This is a genomic window from uncultured Corynebacterium sp. (assembly GCF_902782855.1).
Classification (GTDB): domain Bacteria; phylum Actinomycetota; class Actinomycetes; order Mycobacteriales; family Mycobacteriaceae; genus Corynebacterium.
Genome location: NZ_CACZOO010000080.1, coordinates 1 through 14,981 on the forward strand (window position 1 = coordinate 1; position 14,981 = coordinate 14,981).

Genomic DNA, 14,981 nt, shown 5'->3' on the forward strand with positions numbered 1-14,981 from the left:
GAGGTGTTACAGACATCCGGCCGTCTGCTCCCTCATCCGGCGGAGATGACGCGCCCCGTGGGTGGACGGCATCGGTGGTGTTCGCCGGAGCGAACCCGACCGACATTGTGGACCTGGCGGACGGTTGTCCGCCGGTCACCCGGGCCCGGGTAACGCCCCTCGAGGGCACCGCCCGGACGCGGGTCGTGTGGGTTCCACCGGAAGCCCCGAACAGCCGTTCACCCCTGGAGGTACCCCTGTCGTATCCACACACTAGATTCTTCTCCGGTCGACCCTGACGGTTCGGGCCGACTCCCACACGACTGAGGAGAATCCATGAAGTTCCACCTGTCCGCCCTGGCCGGCGCAGTGGTCCTGGCCGGTGCACTCGCCGCCGGCTGCACGTCCGACGACTCCGGTGACGCCGGGGACAGTTCCGTCGCATCGACGACTGCCGCCCCGGACTACGGGAACATGGGAGTGGCAGTCAAGGGAGACGGCACCACGGTGACCGTGAACGCGGCCTACACGACGGACACGGTCCGCAGGTACACCGACGGATCCTGGACCAACGGCGAGGAACGTCCGTCACAGGAGGTGAACGCCAGGGAGAACGGCACGTTCGTTGTCGTGGAAACCACGGTCACCAATGACACCGACCGTGACATGGATCTGACCTGCCACAGCACCGGAGGGTACGTCTCCGCCGTTCTGCAGACGGATCCCGAAGCCCTCTACCAGCCCGTCGAGAGTCTCTACGAAATCCCAGGCAACCCGGAGTGCAACCGAAACCTCGGTTCCGGCTTCGATGCCGAGATGACCTGGGTTTTCGAGATCCCGGCGGACCGCGAGGCCACGTTCTTCAACTTCCGCACGGACACCTCCGACAAAGACGCCACCGCATTCATCCGACTGGACAAGTTCGGTGAGAAGCCCTCCACCTCCGTACAAGCCCCCGAGCCCACCGACGCGGCGGAGGCTGCCTCCCACACCCCCGAGGTGGTCCCTGACACTCAGCCTGCCCCACAGGTCGAGCAGTACGACCCGGACCCGGTGTTCGGTTTCACCGGGGCGCCGGGCGTGGACTCGCCCCATCAGCTGGACAAGGAGATCACCAGCTGCGGGGACACCTCGATCCATGAGGTCGGCACCACGTTCTTCACCGACGGCACGTCCGGTTGGACCTCCACCTGCGCCGCCCAGATGGGCTAGAGGATCCCCTACTTCACCAGCCTGGCGACAGCCGCCGAGACCTCGTCGAGCTTCTCCACGGCCTCGTCCCCACCCCGCTGCGCGGCATGAAGGACGCAGTGCTGCATGTGGTCGTCGAGCAGCGCGAGTGCCACTCCTTTGAGTGCAGACTGTACCGCCGAGATCTGGGTGAGGACGTCGATGCAGTACTCGTCCTCATCGACCATGCGGTGCAGACCCCGCACCTGCCCCTCGATCCGCTTGAGGCGGGCAAGGTAGCGCTTCTTCTCCGGGGTGTACCCGTTGTCGGCGGGCTCGCTGGAGCAGCCGCAACCATCGTCCGTCTGCGCCGCAGTATGGAGATTCATGTCACCGGTGCCCATGCCCGGATTCTATACCCCACCAGGGTATGCCCGGCAAGCGGAGGCCGCCTAGTGTCCCCGGGCGATCCACTCCGCCAGATGCGGCGCCTCCGCACCGATCGAGGTGGCGTCCCCGTGACCGGTGTAGACCTCGGTGTCACCGGGAAGGGTCAGCAACGACCCCCGGATCGAGTCGATGATGGTACCGAAGTCGCTGAAGGACCGGCCCGTCGCACCCGGGCCACCGGCGAAGAGCGTGTCACCACTGAGGAGCACCTTCGCCTCCGGGAGGTACAGACAGCAGGATCCCGGCGAATGCCCGGGGGTGTTGATGACCTGCAGCGTAGTGCCTGCGACGGAGAACTCCTCACCGTCAGCGAGGTCGGCGTGGGGCACCCCCGGATGAGTCTCGTCCCACAGCATCTGGTCGCCGGGGTGGACGTGGATCTGCGTGTCCAGCCGTTCCGCCAGCTCCGGGGCCACGGTGATGTGGTCATTGTGCGCGTGTGTGCAGATCACCCCGCGCACCTTCCTCCCGTCGACGGCGTTGACGATGGCGTCGGCATCGTGGGCGGCATCCACCACGATGACCTCGGAGTCATCGCCGACGAGCCAGATGTTGTTGTCGACCTCCCATTCCCCTCCGTCGAGGGCGAAGACGCCGTGGGTGACGACACGGTCGATGCGCAGACCGGATTCGGAGGCTGACGGCGCGTTCACAGTTCCACCACCGACCGCAGGACCTTGCCTGCCTTCATGGTCTCGAAGGCCTCCTCGACGGCGTCGATGCTGATGCGTTCGTCGACGAAGTCGCCCAGCGGGAAACGCCCCTGCAGGTAGAGGTCGGTATACAGCGGAAAGTCACGCTCGGGCAGGCAGTCACCGTACCAGGCGGACTTCAGTGAACCGCCGCGTCCGAAGACGTCCGGCAGCGGAAGGTTGAGCTCCATGCCCGGCGTCGGCACACCGACGAGAACGAGCCGTCCCGCCAGGTCGCGGATGTAGAAGGCCTGCCGGTAGGTGGCGGGCACGCCCACAGCGTCCACCACGACATCGGTGCCGATGCCGCCGCAGATCTCATGGACGGCCTTCACCACAGGCTGGTCCTCGCCCTCGGCGGAGGCGTCGCCGGGCAGGGATGCGGAATTGATGACGTGGGTTGCCCCGAAGTCCTTCGCCCGCTCCAGTTTCCCGTCGGAGACGTCGATGGCGATGATCGTCGTCGCCCCGGCGAGCTTCGCACCGGCGACCGCCGCCATTCCCACGCCACCGCAGCCGATCACGGCGACGGACTCTCCCCGCCTGATCTCACCGGTGTTCACCGCCGCCCCGAGGCCCGCCATGATGCCGCAGCCCAGCAGGCCGACGGCTGCCGGGTCGGCCTCCGGGTTGACCTTGGTGCACTGGCCCTCATGGACGATGGTCTTCTCGATGAAGGCGCCGATCCCGAGGGCCGCCTCCAACTCGGTGCCGTCGGTCAGGGTCATCGGCGCCGAGGCGTTGAAGGTCGCGAAGCAGTACTTCGGCTCACCCTTCTTGCAGGCGCGGCATTCGCCGCACACCGCCCGCCAGTTCAACACGACGAAGTCGCCGACCGCGACGTGGGTCACCCCGGAACCGACGGTCTCGACGATGCCTGCGGCCTCGTGCCCGAGCAGGTAGGGGTAGTTGTCGCCGATGCCGCCGTTCCGGTAGGCGAGGTCGGTGTGGCAGACCCCACAGCTCTGGATCTTCACGACAACGTCGTGTGCGCCGGGGTCGGGGACGACGACGTCCACGAGTTCGACGGCGGCGTTCTTCTCTCGGGCGATGACGCCCTTGACTGTGGTGCTCACGGGTGCTCGGTTCCTCTCGTCGGGACGGTGCAGTCTCTCTGCCGGGTGGGTTCACTGACAGTAAACAATGATTCATGGTCCTGCGCCACTCAGGAGTCCAGGTTACCGGTGCGGCCCGTGGCACGTCCGCCACTGCGATAGGGTGGACACCATGATCCAACTCGTCATCGGAGCAGCAGCCGGGTACGTCCTCGGAACCAAGGCCGGACGACGCCGCTTCGAGCAGATCCGCGGCGGTTACGAGGCCGTGATCAACTCACCGGTCACCCGCAGGGCCGTCACCGCCGGGCGCAAGGCCCTCGCGGACCGGCTGGACCCGGACCCCCGGATGCGCGAGGTCCGGGATCTCAAGGGCGGTTCCCGCACCGTCCTCGGCGCCGGGGGGACACTTCTGGAGGACGACCTCGTCGACCACGAGGAAGACCGTGCCACCACCTCCGACTCCCGCCGGATGACAGACGCCAAGGGACGCCGCGTCCAGGACCAGGACGGTCACGGCCGCCGCAGCCGCTGACGGTCACTCCCCCAGTTCGCCGTAGTTCTGCGCCTGCTCCTGCAGGGTACGCCGGTACTTCTCCAACGCCATGAGGTCGGCGAAGGTCGCGTTGTACTCTTTCTTCTCCGCCGCGCCCAGATCCGGACGCATCCGCTGCATCCGTGACTTCAGTTCGGCGATCTCACTGCCGACCCACCGTTCCTCCATCCGCGCCACGACAGCCCGGGCATAGAACGGCAGCCGGTCGGCCCGGCACCGCGGCTCCTCCACCGCCAGCTCACTGATCACCGCACGGCACATCGGGTCACGGGTCGCCGCACTCACCGCGTCCAGCCATCCGGCACCGCCGGCGGTCACCGAGCCCACTCCTCCGGCCGCCTGGACCGCGGTCGCCACGGCCATGTAGGTCGGATGCTCGAAACTGTCGGTGAGCAGACCGTCAGCGTCCGCCCCGACCAGATCCGGCTCCTGCAGCATCAGCTTGAGCACCTCCCGCACCGGTCGCAGGTACACATCCGTCGGATCGGGTCGCTGCAGCAGCGACACCGGGGCGTCCGCTGCCTGTGTCTGGTCGGCCGCAGCCCGCCGGTTCGCCCGAGCCAGGCCCTCCTTCAGCTCCGGGACGGCGTCCCGACGCCCGGTGCCGCGGGCGGCCTTACGCACCTGGGCGACGACCTCGGAGGGGTCCGACCAGGACAACCAGCCGGACGCCTGGCGGGCGTACTCGTCCCGGAGCGCGTCATCCCGGATACCGGCGAGCACCGGGACCACCCGACGCAGCGCATCCACCCTTCCGTCGACATGGTGGGTGTCATAACCGCGGATGATGGTACGGATGACGAACTCGAACATCGGGATACGGGAGGCGACCATCTCACGCACCGCGGCGTCTCCCCGCTCCATACGCAGGTCGCACGGGTCCATCCCGTCGGGGGCCACGGCAACGTAACTGCGCCCGGTGAACTTCTGGTCGCCCTCGAAGGCCCGCAACGCCGCCTTCTGCCCGGCCTCGTCCCCGTCGAAGGTGTAGATGATCTCCCCGCGGAAGAACTGGTCGTCGAGCATGAAGCGCCGCAGCATCTGCAGGTGCTCCTCACCGAAAGCGGTGCCGCAGGCCGCCACCGCCGTGGTCACCCCGGCCGCGTGCAGCGCCATGACGTCGGTGTAGCCTTCCACCACGACAGCCTGGTGGTCGGCACTGATCGCCTTCTTCGCCCGGTCCAGGCCGAAGAGCACCTTCGACTTCTTGTACAGCAGCGTCTCGGGCGTGTTCATGTACTTGCCGAGCTTGTCATCCTCGAAGAGCTTACGGGCGCCGAAACCGATGACGTCCCCGGCGGAGTTCCGGATCGGCCACAGCAACCGACGGTGGAAACGGTCGATGGGGCCACGGTTTCCCATCCGGGACAGGCCGGCGTCCTCCAGCTCCTTGAAGCTGAACCCGCGCCGCAGCAGGACCTTCGTCAGGGTGTCCCACCCGTCGGGGGCGTATCCGCAGCCGAAGTCGGCGACGAGCTCGTCGCTGAAACCCCGGTCGCGCAACATCGCCCGCGCCTTCTCCGCACCCGGGTCCCGGCTCTCCGCGTCCAGGAACTGCGCGCGGTAGAACTCCTGGGCCGCGCGGTTGGCCGCGATGAGCCGCTGCCGGGTACCCGGCTCAACCCGGTTCACCGGGCCGCCACCCTCGTAGTTGATGTGGAAGCCGATCCTCTCGGCGCACTGCTCGACAGCCTCGGGGAAGGTGACGTGCTCCATCTTCATGAGGAAACTGAAGACATCCCCTCCCTCACCGGTCGCGAAACAGTGGAAGTAGCCCTTGTTCGGGCGGACGTGGAAAGAGGGGGTTTTCTCGTCCTTGAACGGGCTGAGCCCCTTGAGTGAATCTACTCCACCTGGTGTGAGCTGGACGTACTCGCCGACGACCTCCTCGATCGGGGTCTGTTCCCGGATCGCGGCGATGTCAGTGTCCGGTATGCGCCCTCGTGCCATGGCGACCATCGTAGCCCGTGTGGTCTAATGACCCCTTGATGAGCGAGAACAAGAAGGACGGCAGGAAGAGCAGGAGAACGGCGCTGGGCGCGGTCGGTGGTGTGATCGTGGCGCTCGTCGCCGGCTATTTCGGGGTGGACGCAGCCACCGGCGGTGACGACTCCTCCGACGACAGCCGGGCGTTTTCGGCGATGTCGCCGACGGGCGACGACTGTGCGGTGGACACCCTGCCCACGCAGGCGGACGAGGTCATCGACGCTGTCCTCGACGGCGGCCCGTTCACCCACGGCACCGACGACGGCAAGCACTTCGGCAACTACGAGGGTGTGCTTCCGGAGGAGAACTCCAGCTACTACCGCGAGTACACGGTCGACACCCCGGGTATCAACCACCGGGGTACCCGACGCATCGTCGTCGGCGGCGGCTCGGCCACCGACCCGGACGTCTGGTATTACACGGACGACCACTACGAGTCCTTCTGCTCCATCCCCGATGCGGAGGACTAGTCACCCCCAGGCCGCGCTCTCCGCGCGTGCCAGCCGGTCGACCCGCTCCAGCCTGGACTCGGTGTAGGACGCGACCTGGTCGACGATGACGCGCTGCCGGGCGTCACCACTGTCCGCCTCGGTCCACCAGGTCCGGAACACCGGGTCGAGCGTGCCGGGGGCACCGGCCGTCAGATAGTCGGCGACCCGGTAGATCCGGTCGCGCTGCCGGTCCTGATTCGCCAGGTGCCGTTTCTCGTCCATGACGTAGAGCACCGCCACCGACTTCAGCAGGGTCACCTCCGCCACGACCTGGGCGGGGATGACCAGCTCGGCGGAGTACCTGCCCAGTCCCCCCTGCCCCGGATAGGCTGCGCGGGTCGCGGTGACGACCGCGGTGACGTACCGGCTCACCAGTTCACTGGTCAGACCCTTGAGCGCCACGAGATCCTGCAGCCCGCCCTGGAAGTCCGCGGCCCGGGCGACGAGATCCATCTCCCGCAACCGGTCAGCGGCCTCCAGTAGTTCGGCGGGGTCCCCACCGAACGCCGCAGCCCCCTTCTCTGCCAGCGCGGCGAGCTCGACGAGATCCCAGAGGACACCGAGGGTGATACGTCCTGACAGGATCCCGTCCTCCACATCATGGACGGAGTAGGCGACGTCGTCGGCCCAGTCCATGACCTGGGCCTCCATCGCACGCCTGCCCTCCGGGGCGCCCTCGCGTACCCAGTCGAAGACCTCGAGGTCATCGGCGTAGCAGGAGTACTTTCGGCGACGGTTGCCGTGCACGTCCACCGGTCCCCACGGGTACTTCGCGGCGGCGTCGAGGCTGGCACGGGTCAGGTTGAGTCCGTGACTGGTGCCGTCCGGGCCGAGAACCTTCGGCTCCAGGCGTACGAGGATGCGCAGGGTCTGGGCGTTACCCTCGAACCCGCCGCAGTCGGCGGCGACGGTATCCAGCGCCGTCTCCCCGTTGTGCCCGTAGGGCGGGTGGCCGATGTCGTGGGTCAGCCCGGCGAGTTCGCACAGGTCGGGGTCGAGGCCGAGGGCGGTACCGATGCCGCGCGAGATCTGGCCGACCTCCAGGGAATGGGTGAGCCGGGTGCGGGGCGTGTCCCCCTCCCCCGGTCCGACGACCTGGGTCTTGTCCGCCAGTCGACGCAGTGCGGCGCTGTGCAGGACGCGCGCCCGGTCGCGGTCGAAGTCCTCCCGCCCGTCGGGTACGGCCCCGGCGATGCCCAGGTGCTTCGGCGGGGTCGGCAGGTACCTGGCGAGGTCGTGGGCGGTGTAGTCGTAGCGTTCCATCTGTGTTCCCGTCACTCCTGGACCATGTAGTCGCCGCCACCGTTACGGGTGATGCGGTAGTACAGCAGTCCGCCGGTCTCGTGGAGGATGCTGTCGATCTGTGACTCGCGTCCCGAGACCGCCGGGCCGGTACGCGTCGGTGAGGCGTGGGCGGTGATCCCCTGGTCGCGGACCATGTCCGTGGCGCGCAACGAGTGCGCCGGGTCGGTGACGACCACGACGCTCCCCCAGCCCCGGTCCCCGGCCTCTTCGCCGAAGAGCTCGGCGGATTCGAGGGTGTCCGATCCGTGGTCGATGGTGGAGAGACTCGACGCCGGAACGCCCTTGTCCGCCAGGTACATCGCCCCCGCCTCGGCCTCGGTGTAGGCGTCTCCGTCGAGCTTGCCGCCGACGGTGACGATCCGGGGCGCCACACCGTCGTCGTAGAGGTCGGCGGCGTGATCGAGGCGGGCGGCGAACCACTTCGACGGGGTGCCGTTGTACTGGGCGGCACCCAAAACGAGGATCGCGTCCGCCCGGGTGCGGTTGTCCTGCCTGGCGTAGGCCCAGACGTGACCTGCCGTGACCAGCGCGATGACCAGGGACACCACGACTGTTCCGACGGTCATGTACAGGAATCCACGGATGCCGGCACCCACGGCACGTCCCAGGTTCTTCCACACAGTCATGCAGACAACTGTACGCACCGCCGCGCCCGAATCCGGTTATTGTTGTACGTATGTGCGCTGTGAATTCCCCCTCTGTCTCCCCGTCCGGTAACCGACGTTCACGACGCTTCGTGGCGTCCCTCGCGATCGCCGGTCTCACGGGGCTCGGCGGGGCCGGTTTCGGGATGGCCCTCGCCGCTCCCGCCACCGCCGAGACCTCGGTGCTCGCCCAGACCGCGACGGACACCGACATCACCCTGGACTCCCAGGTCGTCGATGACGCCGGCGTGCTCTCCGACGACGAGGCGTCAGAGATCTCGGACCTGCTCGCCAAGGGGCCGGCCGAGACCGGGGTGAAGGGGTACCTGGTGTATGTGGACAACTACACGGGCGACCTTGAGTCTCTGGCGTCTTCCCTCAAGTCCCAGGATCCCGCAGACAACGTCATGATGATCGTCATCAACGTCACCGCCACCGGTGGTCAGTCGCAGGTGTCTCCCGGCGCTTCCGTCAGTGACTCGCTGACCTCCGATGTCCGCTCCGCGATCACCGGAAACATGGGTGGCGGCAACTGGTTCGGGGGCGGTAAGGCCGTGGGCGAGGTCATCGCCGACGAGACCGGCGGTAGTTCCTCCGCATGGCTGTGGGGTGGCGTCGGTGTGCTCGCCGTCGGTGGGGGCGGTGCCCTCGTCTGGTCGAAGAAGAAGCGCCGCAAGGACGAGGCCGCCGAGGTTGAGACCACCAGGTCGATCACCCCGGGCGACTCTTCCGACCTGGCACAGCAGCCGACCCACGCACTGCGCACCGTCGCAGCCGAGGAGCTGCAGTCCACCGACGAGTCCATCCGCAAGGGCGCCCAGGAGCTCACCACCGCCGAGTCCGAGTTCGGTCCCGAGCGCACCCGTGAACTGCGCAAGGCCGTCGAATCCTCCCAGCGCACACTCTCCCAGGCCTACGGGAACCACCAACGTCTCGCTAACGGCCTGGTACGCGACGAGGCAGAAGAGCGGGACATCCTCATCGGCATCATCGCCTCCTGCGGTAGCGCTGTCGAGAATCTGGACGCCCAGGCCGAGCGCTTCGCCACTCTGCGCGAGAAGCTCATCAACGCCCCCGAGATCGTCGACAAGCTCTTCCAGGAGACCGTCGACCTGCGCACCCGGGTCCCCCGCACCCGCGCCACCCTGGACTCTCTCAAGAACCGCGTCGACCCGGCCCTGCTGTCCTCGGTCATCGACAACCCGGATATCGCGGACGCCGAGATCACCCAGGCGGAACAGGCGCTCACCCGGGCCCGCGAACTCCTGAACCTCCCGCCCGGTGAGCAGGGGGAACTGGTGGACGCCGCACGCGCCGCCCGTCTGGCCATGAACCAGGCCGCCAGTCAGCTCGACGGTGTTGACCACGCCGAGGTCCAGCTCCGCGAGGCGCAGTCCAATCTCCAGTCCCTGATCGACGAGGTCGACGGGGAGATCACCGAGGCCACCGAACACGCCGCCAGCAACGCCGACCTTGACCGCACTGCCCTGGCTACTGCTGTCGAGAAGGCGAAGGCCGCTCTGGCTGATGCCCGGTCCCGTGGCTCCCAGGACCCGCTGGGTACCTACTCGGCGCTGCTGGAGGCAGACGGTGAGCTCGACATCCAGATCGACGAGGCCCGCGGTGCCCGGAACAACTACGAGCGCACCATCGCCATGGTCGACCGCACCATCGCCGACGCCACCGCGCGTCTGCAGAGTGTGGAGGACACGATCCACACCCGTGGTCGGATGGTCGGTGTGACCGCCCGTTCCCTGGCGCAGTCCGCCGGGCAGGCCCTCGGCGATGCCCGCCGGATGCGTGACACCCGGCCGAAGGACGCTTTCCGTGCCGCCCAGCAGGCGAACAACATCGCTTCCCAAGCCGCCCAGCACGCACAAAGAGACATCGACGACTACAACCGTCGGCACAACAACTACGGTGGCGGCTCCGGCGCAGGCAACCTCGTCACCGGTCTCGTCCTCGGCTCCCTGCTCAGCGGCCACGGTGGATTCGGTGGCGGCTTCGGCGGCGGTTTCGGTGGAGGTGGCTTCGGCGGGGGCGACGGTGGCGGCTTCGGCGGTGGCGGTGGTATGGACAGCTTCTGACCCCCGGGGAGTCGTCGAAAGTGCTACCAGACGCCAGCGCCACCAACTGACAAAACCCCAGGTCACGAAAAGTGTTACCAGCGAAATCTGGTAACACTTTCCGGACCCGGGGTTTCCCGTGTAGGCCGGCTGGGCCCCTACAACACGCCGAGGAAGTACAGCACGATCAGCGGGACGAGGATGACCAGGAAGATGGTGATCGCCCACGTCGACGAGATCATCCTGGTCTCCATCATGTGCCGCGCCACCCAGGACACGAACACCTGGGCGTCCAACGGCAGGGACTGACCCGCACCCTCGAACTGCACATGCAGGTTCTTCATCGCCCCGGACTCGGACTCGAACTGACCGATCTTCGTCGCCGCGGCAAGGTCCAGCTGCTCCTGCCCCGGGCCACCCTTACCGGTGGCGTCCAGGATGATGAACTCCTTGCGCGACTCCTGGTGCACCAACACCTGGTGCCGGTCGACCGTGCAGAGCACGTTCTTCGACCGGCCGAAAGTGTCGGCGTCCCCGGTGGCGGTGAAGACCTGGGAACCGGTGTCTGGCGAAGTCGTCGCCCGCATCACCGGCAGCTTCCCCGCCTCCAGCTGCCAGGTGTCCCCGGCGAAACGGAGCATGGCCGTGTCCCGCTCGACGCAGAACTCCCCGACCCGCTCCATGTCGGCGACGGCACCGGCGTAGATCGGGAAGGTGTGACCGTCCGACGGAGCGGTCCAGCGGATGTCCGGGTTCGGCATGTCAGCAGCCGGCGAGCTCGGCGGCGAGGTAGCTCTGCAGCTTGTCGAGGCTGACGCGCTCCTGGTTCATCGTGTCGCGCTCACGCACCGTCACGGCGTTGTCCTCGAGGGTGTCGAAGTCGACGGTGACGCAGAACGGGGTACCGATCTCGTCCTGACGACGGTAGCGGCGGCCGATGGCGCCGGAGGTGTCGTAGTCGACGTTCCACAGCGCGCGGAGATCATCGGCGATCTTCTCGGCGGTCGGGGTCAGCGTCTCCTTCTTCGACAGCGGGAGCACGGCGACCTTCACCGGTGCGAGGCGACGGTCCAGACGCAGCACGACACGCTTGTCGACGCCACCCTTGGTGTTCGGGGCCTCGTCCTCGGAGTAGGCGTCCACCAGGAAAGCCATCATCGCACGGCCCAGGCCGGCGGCCGGCTCGATGACGTAGGGGATCCAGCGCTCACCGGTGGCCTGGTCGAAGAACGACAGGTCCTCACCGGAGTGCTCCATGTGGGTCTTCAGGTCGTAGTCGGTGCGGTTGGCGATACCCTCCAGCTCGCCCCACTTGGAGCCCTGGAAACCGAAGGCGTACTCCACGTCGACGGTGCGCTTGGAGTAGTGGGACAGCTTCTCCTTCGGGTGCTCGAACAGACGCAGGTTCTCCGGGTCGATGCCGAGGTTGACGTACCAGTTGTAACGGTCGTCGATCCACTTCTGGTGCCACTCCTCGTCCTCACCCGGCTTGACGAAGAACTCCATCTCCATCTGCTCGAACTCGCGTGTACGGAAGATGAAGTTGCCCGGGGTGATCTCGTTGCGGAAGGACTTGCCGGTGTTCGCGATACCGAACGGCGGCTTCTGCCGGGAGGCGCCCATGACGTTCTTGAAGTTGATGAAGATGCCCTGAGCGGTCTCCGGACGCAGGTAGTGCAGCCCCTCCTTGTCGTCCACCGGCCCCAGGTAGGTCTTCAGCAGACCGGAGAACGCCCGCGGCTCGGTCCACTTGCCGGGCTGGCCGGTCTCCGGGTCATTGATGTCCGCCAGGCCGTTGGGGGCCTCGTGTCCGTGCTTCTCCTCGTAGGCCTCGAGGAGGTGGTCGGCGCGGTAACGCTTGTGGGTGTACAACGACTCGACCAGCGGGTCGGTGAAGACCTCGACGTGGCCGGAAGCCTCCCAGACCTGACGCGGCTGAATGACGGAGGTGTCCACACCGACGACATTCCTGCGGGAGGTCACCATGTGACGCCACCACTGACGCTTGATGTTCTCCTTGAGCTCCACGCCCAGGGGGCCGTAGTCCCAGGCGGAGCGGGTACCGCCGTAGATCTCGCCGGCCGGGAAGACCAGGCCCCTGCGCTTACAGAGGTTGACGACGGTATCGATGCTGCTGGACGCCATGTGTTTCGGCACGCTCCTCGAGAGGCTCACGGTGGATAATCACCGCCATCCTACCGGGGTTCCCCTGCGAAGCCACCTACCGGGGTACCCGGCGGAAGAGAGCATTAAAAAAGGGCCCGCGAAGTTGGGGGGGATTATCGCGGGCCCCGGCCACACTGTCCTCGAAAGGATGGGGCCTTGTCCCCCGTAAAGTGGACGTGGGCGTTGGGGGGGGGTTAACGCCCTCGTCCGGGGAACTGTCACCAATCTACGGTCACTCCCGACGTCTGTCAAATCAGCGTGGCGGAGGATAGTGTGGGGTCATCATGGACACCGCACGAGACACGTCAGACAACCGGCCACGCATCGGTCAACGCACCACGAAGCAGCGCACCGCAGTGGTCGAGGCACTCGCCGGACTGACCTCCTTCACCAGCGCCCAGGACATCCACTCCACCCTCACCGCCGACGGACGGAAGGTGGGGCTGACCACGGTGTACCGCACTCTGCAGCAGCTCACCGCCGCAGACCTGGTCGACACCCTCCAGGATGATTCCGGCGAGATGCTCTACCGGTCCTGCAGCACCCACCACCATCATCATCACCTGGTGTGCACCTCATGCCGGAAGACCGTCGAGATCGACGGTGGACCGGTCGAGGCCTGGGCCGCCGCCGTCGCAGCCGAACACGGGTTCACGGTCACCGGGCACACCGCCGACATCTTCGGACTGTGCCCCGAGTGCGCCTCCCCGCCTACCCCGTAGCCACGTCGAACACGCTGCCCAGCCCGAAGGTCACGGCCGCCGCCCCCAGTCCGATCGCCAACTGACGGAGGGCACGCAGCACGGGCGGTTTCCCGGACAGCAGCCCCACCAGCGCGCCGGTGCACAGTAGGGCGATGCCCACCAGAACCGCGGCCGCGACCATGGAAGCGAGCCCCGTGACGCCGAGGATCATCGGCAGTACCGGAATCACCGACCCTGCGGCGAAACACAGGAAGCTCGACAGTGCGGCGGACAGTCCCGACCCTCCCTGTTCGATCTCGGTGTGTGCGTCCTCGGAGTCGGGCCCGCTGTCGCCCTCCACTGCGAGGCTGTCATTGACATCGCTCATCCGCTCGAAAACGAGGTGCGCCTTCTCCCTCGCCTCCTCCGGTTCCATGCCCCGGGCGCGGTAGACCAGCTCCAGTTCGTTGCGCTCCACGTCAAGTTTCGGAAGCGCCTCCTTCGTCCCGGGATCCGGGATGGAGGCGTCCAGCAGCTCCTTCTGGGAGGTCACCGACACGTACTCGCCGGCGGCCATCGACAACGCCCCGGAGAGCAGGCCCGCGACACCGGCGGCGAGCATGGTCGTCTGTCCGGCGCCGGCGCCGTACATGCCCAGCACCAGCGCGAAGTTGGAGACCAGCCCGTCGTTCGCGCCGAAGATCGCGGCCCGGAAGTCGCCGGACATCCGCGCCCTGCCGCGGGTGGCCAGGCCACGGACGATCTCGGCGTGGATCTTCTCGTCGGCGGCCATCTGCGCCAGCTCATCGCTGCGCTCGGACTCGGTGAGGTAGGCGTTGCGGTCCTCGGCGGACTGCATGAGTGCCAGGACGAACACCGACCCGAACCGGCGGGCCATCCACGCCGTCATACGGGTACGGAGACTGGCCCGCTGCGGCAGTCCGACCTCGTCGCCCAGCCGGTCCCGCCAGTACTGCTCGTGGCGCGATTCCGCTTCGGCGATCCCGAGCAGGATCTCGCGCTCCTCACCGGACTTCTTCCTGGCGAGTTCACGGTAGACCGCACCCTCCGCCCGCTCATCGGCGAGGTAGCGGCGCCACCGCCTCAGGTCCTGTTTCGTGGGTCCCGGTCCGGATTCCGTCATTTCACACCTCCGAAGCGCCGGTCACGCCGCGCGTACTCGTACACGGCGTCCCGCAGGTCCGCCCGGGTGTAGTCGGGGAAGAGCACGTCCTGGTACACCATCTCGGCGTAGGCCGACTGCCACAGCAGGAAGTTCGAGATCCGCTCCTCACCGGAGGGACGGAGGAACAGGTCCACGTCCGGCATCTCCGGCTCATCGAGGTAGGACGCGAACCGCTGCTCCGTCACCTCACGGGGCTTGAGCCGCCCGGCGGCGACGTCGGTGGCCAGGGCCTTGGCCGCGTCGGTGAGCTCGGCACGTCCGCCGTAGTTCACGCACATGACCAGCGTGAGACGGGTGTTGTCCTTCGTCTGCTCCTCCGCCTTCTCCAGTTCGGAGATCACCGACCGCCACAGCCGGGGGCGTCGGCCGGCCCACCGCACGCGCACGCCCTTGGCGTCCAGCTCGTCACGCCGCCGACGCAGCACGTCGCGGTTGAACCCCATGAGGAAACGCACCTCCTCGGCACTGCGCCGCCAGTTCTCCGTGGAGAAGGCGTAGGCCGACAGCCAGCCCACCCCCAGCTCCAGGCACTCGTCGACCATGTCCATGAGC

General features: G+C 67.3%; 15 protein-coding genes. 5 read left to right on the top strand and 10 right to left on the bottom strand.

What is annotated here, in order from left to right; all coding sequences use genetic code 11:
* The first annotated feature begins 315 nt into the window (after positions 1 to 315).
* The gene (locus QZV72_RS03535; RefSeq protein ID WP_297005354.1) at positions 316 to 1,191 is read left to right on the top strand and encodes a hypothetical protein; all 876 of its coding nucleotides are present in this window, start codon (positions 316 to 318) and stop codon (positions 1,189 to 1,191) included.
* Between the two features lie 8 nt (positions 1,192 to 1,199).
* Here QZV72_RS03535 and QZV72_RS03540 read toward each other — a convergent pair whose 3' ends face one another.
* From QZV72_RS03540 to QZV72_RS03550, 3 genes are read right to left on the bottom strand one after another with little or no spacing between them, the layout of a single operon-like run.
* Positions 1,200 to 1,553 (bottom strand): metal-sensitive transcriptional regulator, encoded by a 354-nt coding sequence (locus QZV72_RS03540; RefSeq protein ID WP_297005356.1) that lies wholly within the window; start codon positions 1,551 to 1,553, stop codon positions 1,200 to 1,202.
* Positions 1,554 to 1,601: 48 nt separating this feature from the next.
* Positions 1,602 to 2,252 (bottom strand): MBL fold metallo-hydrolase, encoded by a 651-nt coding sequence (locus QZV72_RS03545; RefSeq protein ID WP_297005357.1) that lies wholly within the window; start codon positions 2,250 to 2,252, stop codon positions 1,602 to 1,604.
* Complete coding sequence (locus tag QZV72_RS03550) at positions 2,249 to 3,367, bottom strand: S-(hydroxymethyl)mycothiol dehydrogenase (protein WP_297005359.1); 1,119 nt, start codon at positions 3,365 to 3,367, stop codon at positions 2,249 to 2,251. The genes QZV72_RS03545 and QZV72_RS03550 overlap by 4 nt, the downstream gene beginning before the upstream one ends.
* 151 nt (positions 3,368 to 3,518) lie before the next feature.
* On the opposite strand from QZV72_RS03550, the gene QZV72_RS03555 reads away from it, so the two are divergent.
* Complete coding sequence (locus QZV72_RS03555) at positions 3,519 to 3,881, top strand: hypothetical protein (RefSeq protein WP_297005361.1); 363 nt, start codon at positions 3,519 to 3,521, stop codon at positions 3,879 to 3,881.
* A gap of 3 nt (positions 3,882 to 3,884) precedes the next feature.
* Here the strand turns inward: QZV72_RS03555 and dnaG are convergent, their stop codons facing one another.
* Positions 3,885 to 5,852 (bottom strand): DNA primase, encoded by a 1,968-nt coding sequence (gene dnaG, locus QZV72_RS03560; protein WP_297005363.1) that lies wholly within the window; start codon positions 5,850 to 5,852, stop codon positions 3,885 to 3,887.
* Between the two features lie 38 nt (positions 5,853 to 5,890).
* Between dnaG and QZV72_RS03565 the strand changes: the two genes are divergently transcribed.
* The gene (locus QZV72_RS03565; protein ID WP_297005366.1) at positions 5,891 to 6,358 is read left to right on the top strand and encodes a ribonuclease domain-containing protein; all 468 of its coding nucleotides are present in this window, start codon (positions 5,891 to 5,893) and stop codon (positions 6,356 to 6,358) included.
* Here the strand turns inward: QZV72_RS03565 and QZV72_RS03570 are convergent, their stop codons facing one another.
* Positions 6,359 to 7,642: a deoxyguanosinetriphosphate triphosphohydrolase gene (locus QZV72_RS03570; RefSeq protein ID WP_297005383.1), complete on the bottom strand. Its 1,284-nt coding sequence runs from the start codon at positions 7,640 to 7,642 to the stop codon at positions 6,359 to 6,361. It abuts the gene before it with no gap.
* 11 nt (positions 7,643 to 7,653) lie between these two features.
* Complete coding sequence (locus QZV72_RS03575) at positions 7,654 to 8,310, bottom strand: YdcF family protein (protein ID WP_297005368.1); 657 nt, start codon at positions 8,308 to 8,310, stop codon at positions 7,654 to 7,656.
* A gap of 50 nt (positions 8,311 to 8,360) precedes the next feature.
* Between QZV72_RS03575 and QZV72_RS03580 the strand changes: the two genes are divergently transcribed.
* Positions 8,361 to 10,415, top strand: coding sequence for a TPM domain-containing protein (locus QZV72_RS03580; RefSeq protein ID WP_297005370.1), 2,055 nt, complete (start codon positions 8,361 to 8,363; stop codon positions 10,413 to 10,415).
* Between the two features lie 137 nt (positions 10,416 to 10,552).
* On the opposite strand, the gene QZV72_RS03585 is transcribed toward QZV72_RS03580, so the two are convergent.
* Positions 10,553 to 11,155, bottom strand: a complete 603-nt coding sequence (locus QZV72_RS03585) for a hypothetical protein (RefSeq protein WP_297005371.1) — start codon at positions 11,153 to 11,155, stop codon at positions 10,553 to 10,555.
* A 1-nt stretch (position 11,156) separates the two neighbouring features.
* On the bottom strand, positions 11,157 to 12,539 hold the full coding sequence (locus QZV72_RS03590) for a glycine--tRNA ligase (RefSeq protein WP_297005373.1): 1,383 nt from the start codon (positions 12,537 to 12,539) through the stop codon (positions 11,157 to 11,159).
* Between the two features lie 305 nt (positions 12,540 to 12,844).
* Here QZV72_RS03590 and QZV72_RS03595 point away from each other — a divergent pair, with 305 nt between their 5' ends.
* The gene (locus tag QZV72_RS03595; protein WP_297005375.1) at positions 12,845 to 13,282 is read left to right on the top strand and encodes a Fur family transcriptional regulator; all 438 of its coding nucleotides are present in this window, start codon (positions 12,845 to 12,847) and stop codon (positions 13,280 to 13,282) included.
* Here the strand turns inward: QZV72_RS03595 and QZV72_RS03600 are convergent.
* Positions 13,272 to 14,387 carry a VIT1/CCC1 transporter family protein gene (locus QZV72_RS03600; protein ID WP_297005378.1) on the bottom strand — a complete coding sequence of 372 codons (1,116 nt, stop codon included), beginning with the start codon at positions 14,385 to 14,387 and terminating at the stop codon, positions 13,272 to 13,274. The genes QZV72_RS03595 and QZV72_RS03600 overlap by 11 nt on opposite strands.
* Positions 14,384 to 14,981: polyprenyl diphosphate synthase (uppS, locus tag QZV72_RS03605; RefSeq protein ID WP_297005381.1), on the bottom strand; the 598-nt coding region annotated here is incomplete at its 5' end. The genes QZV72_RS03600 and uppS, both read right to left, overlap by 4 nt.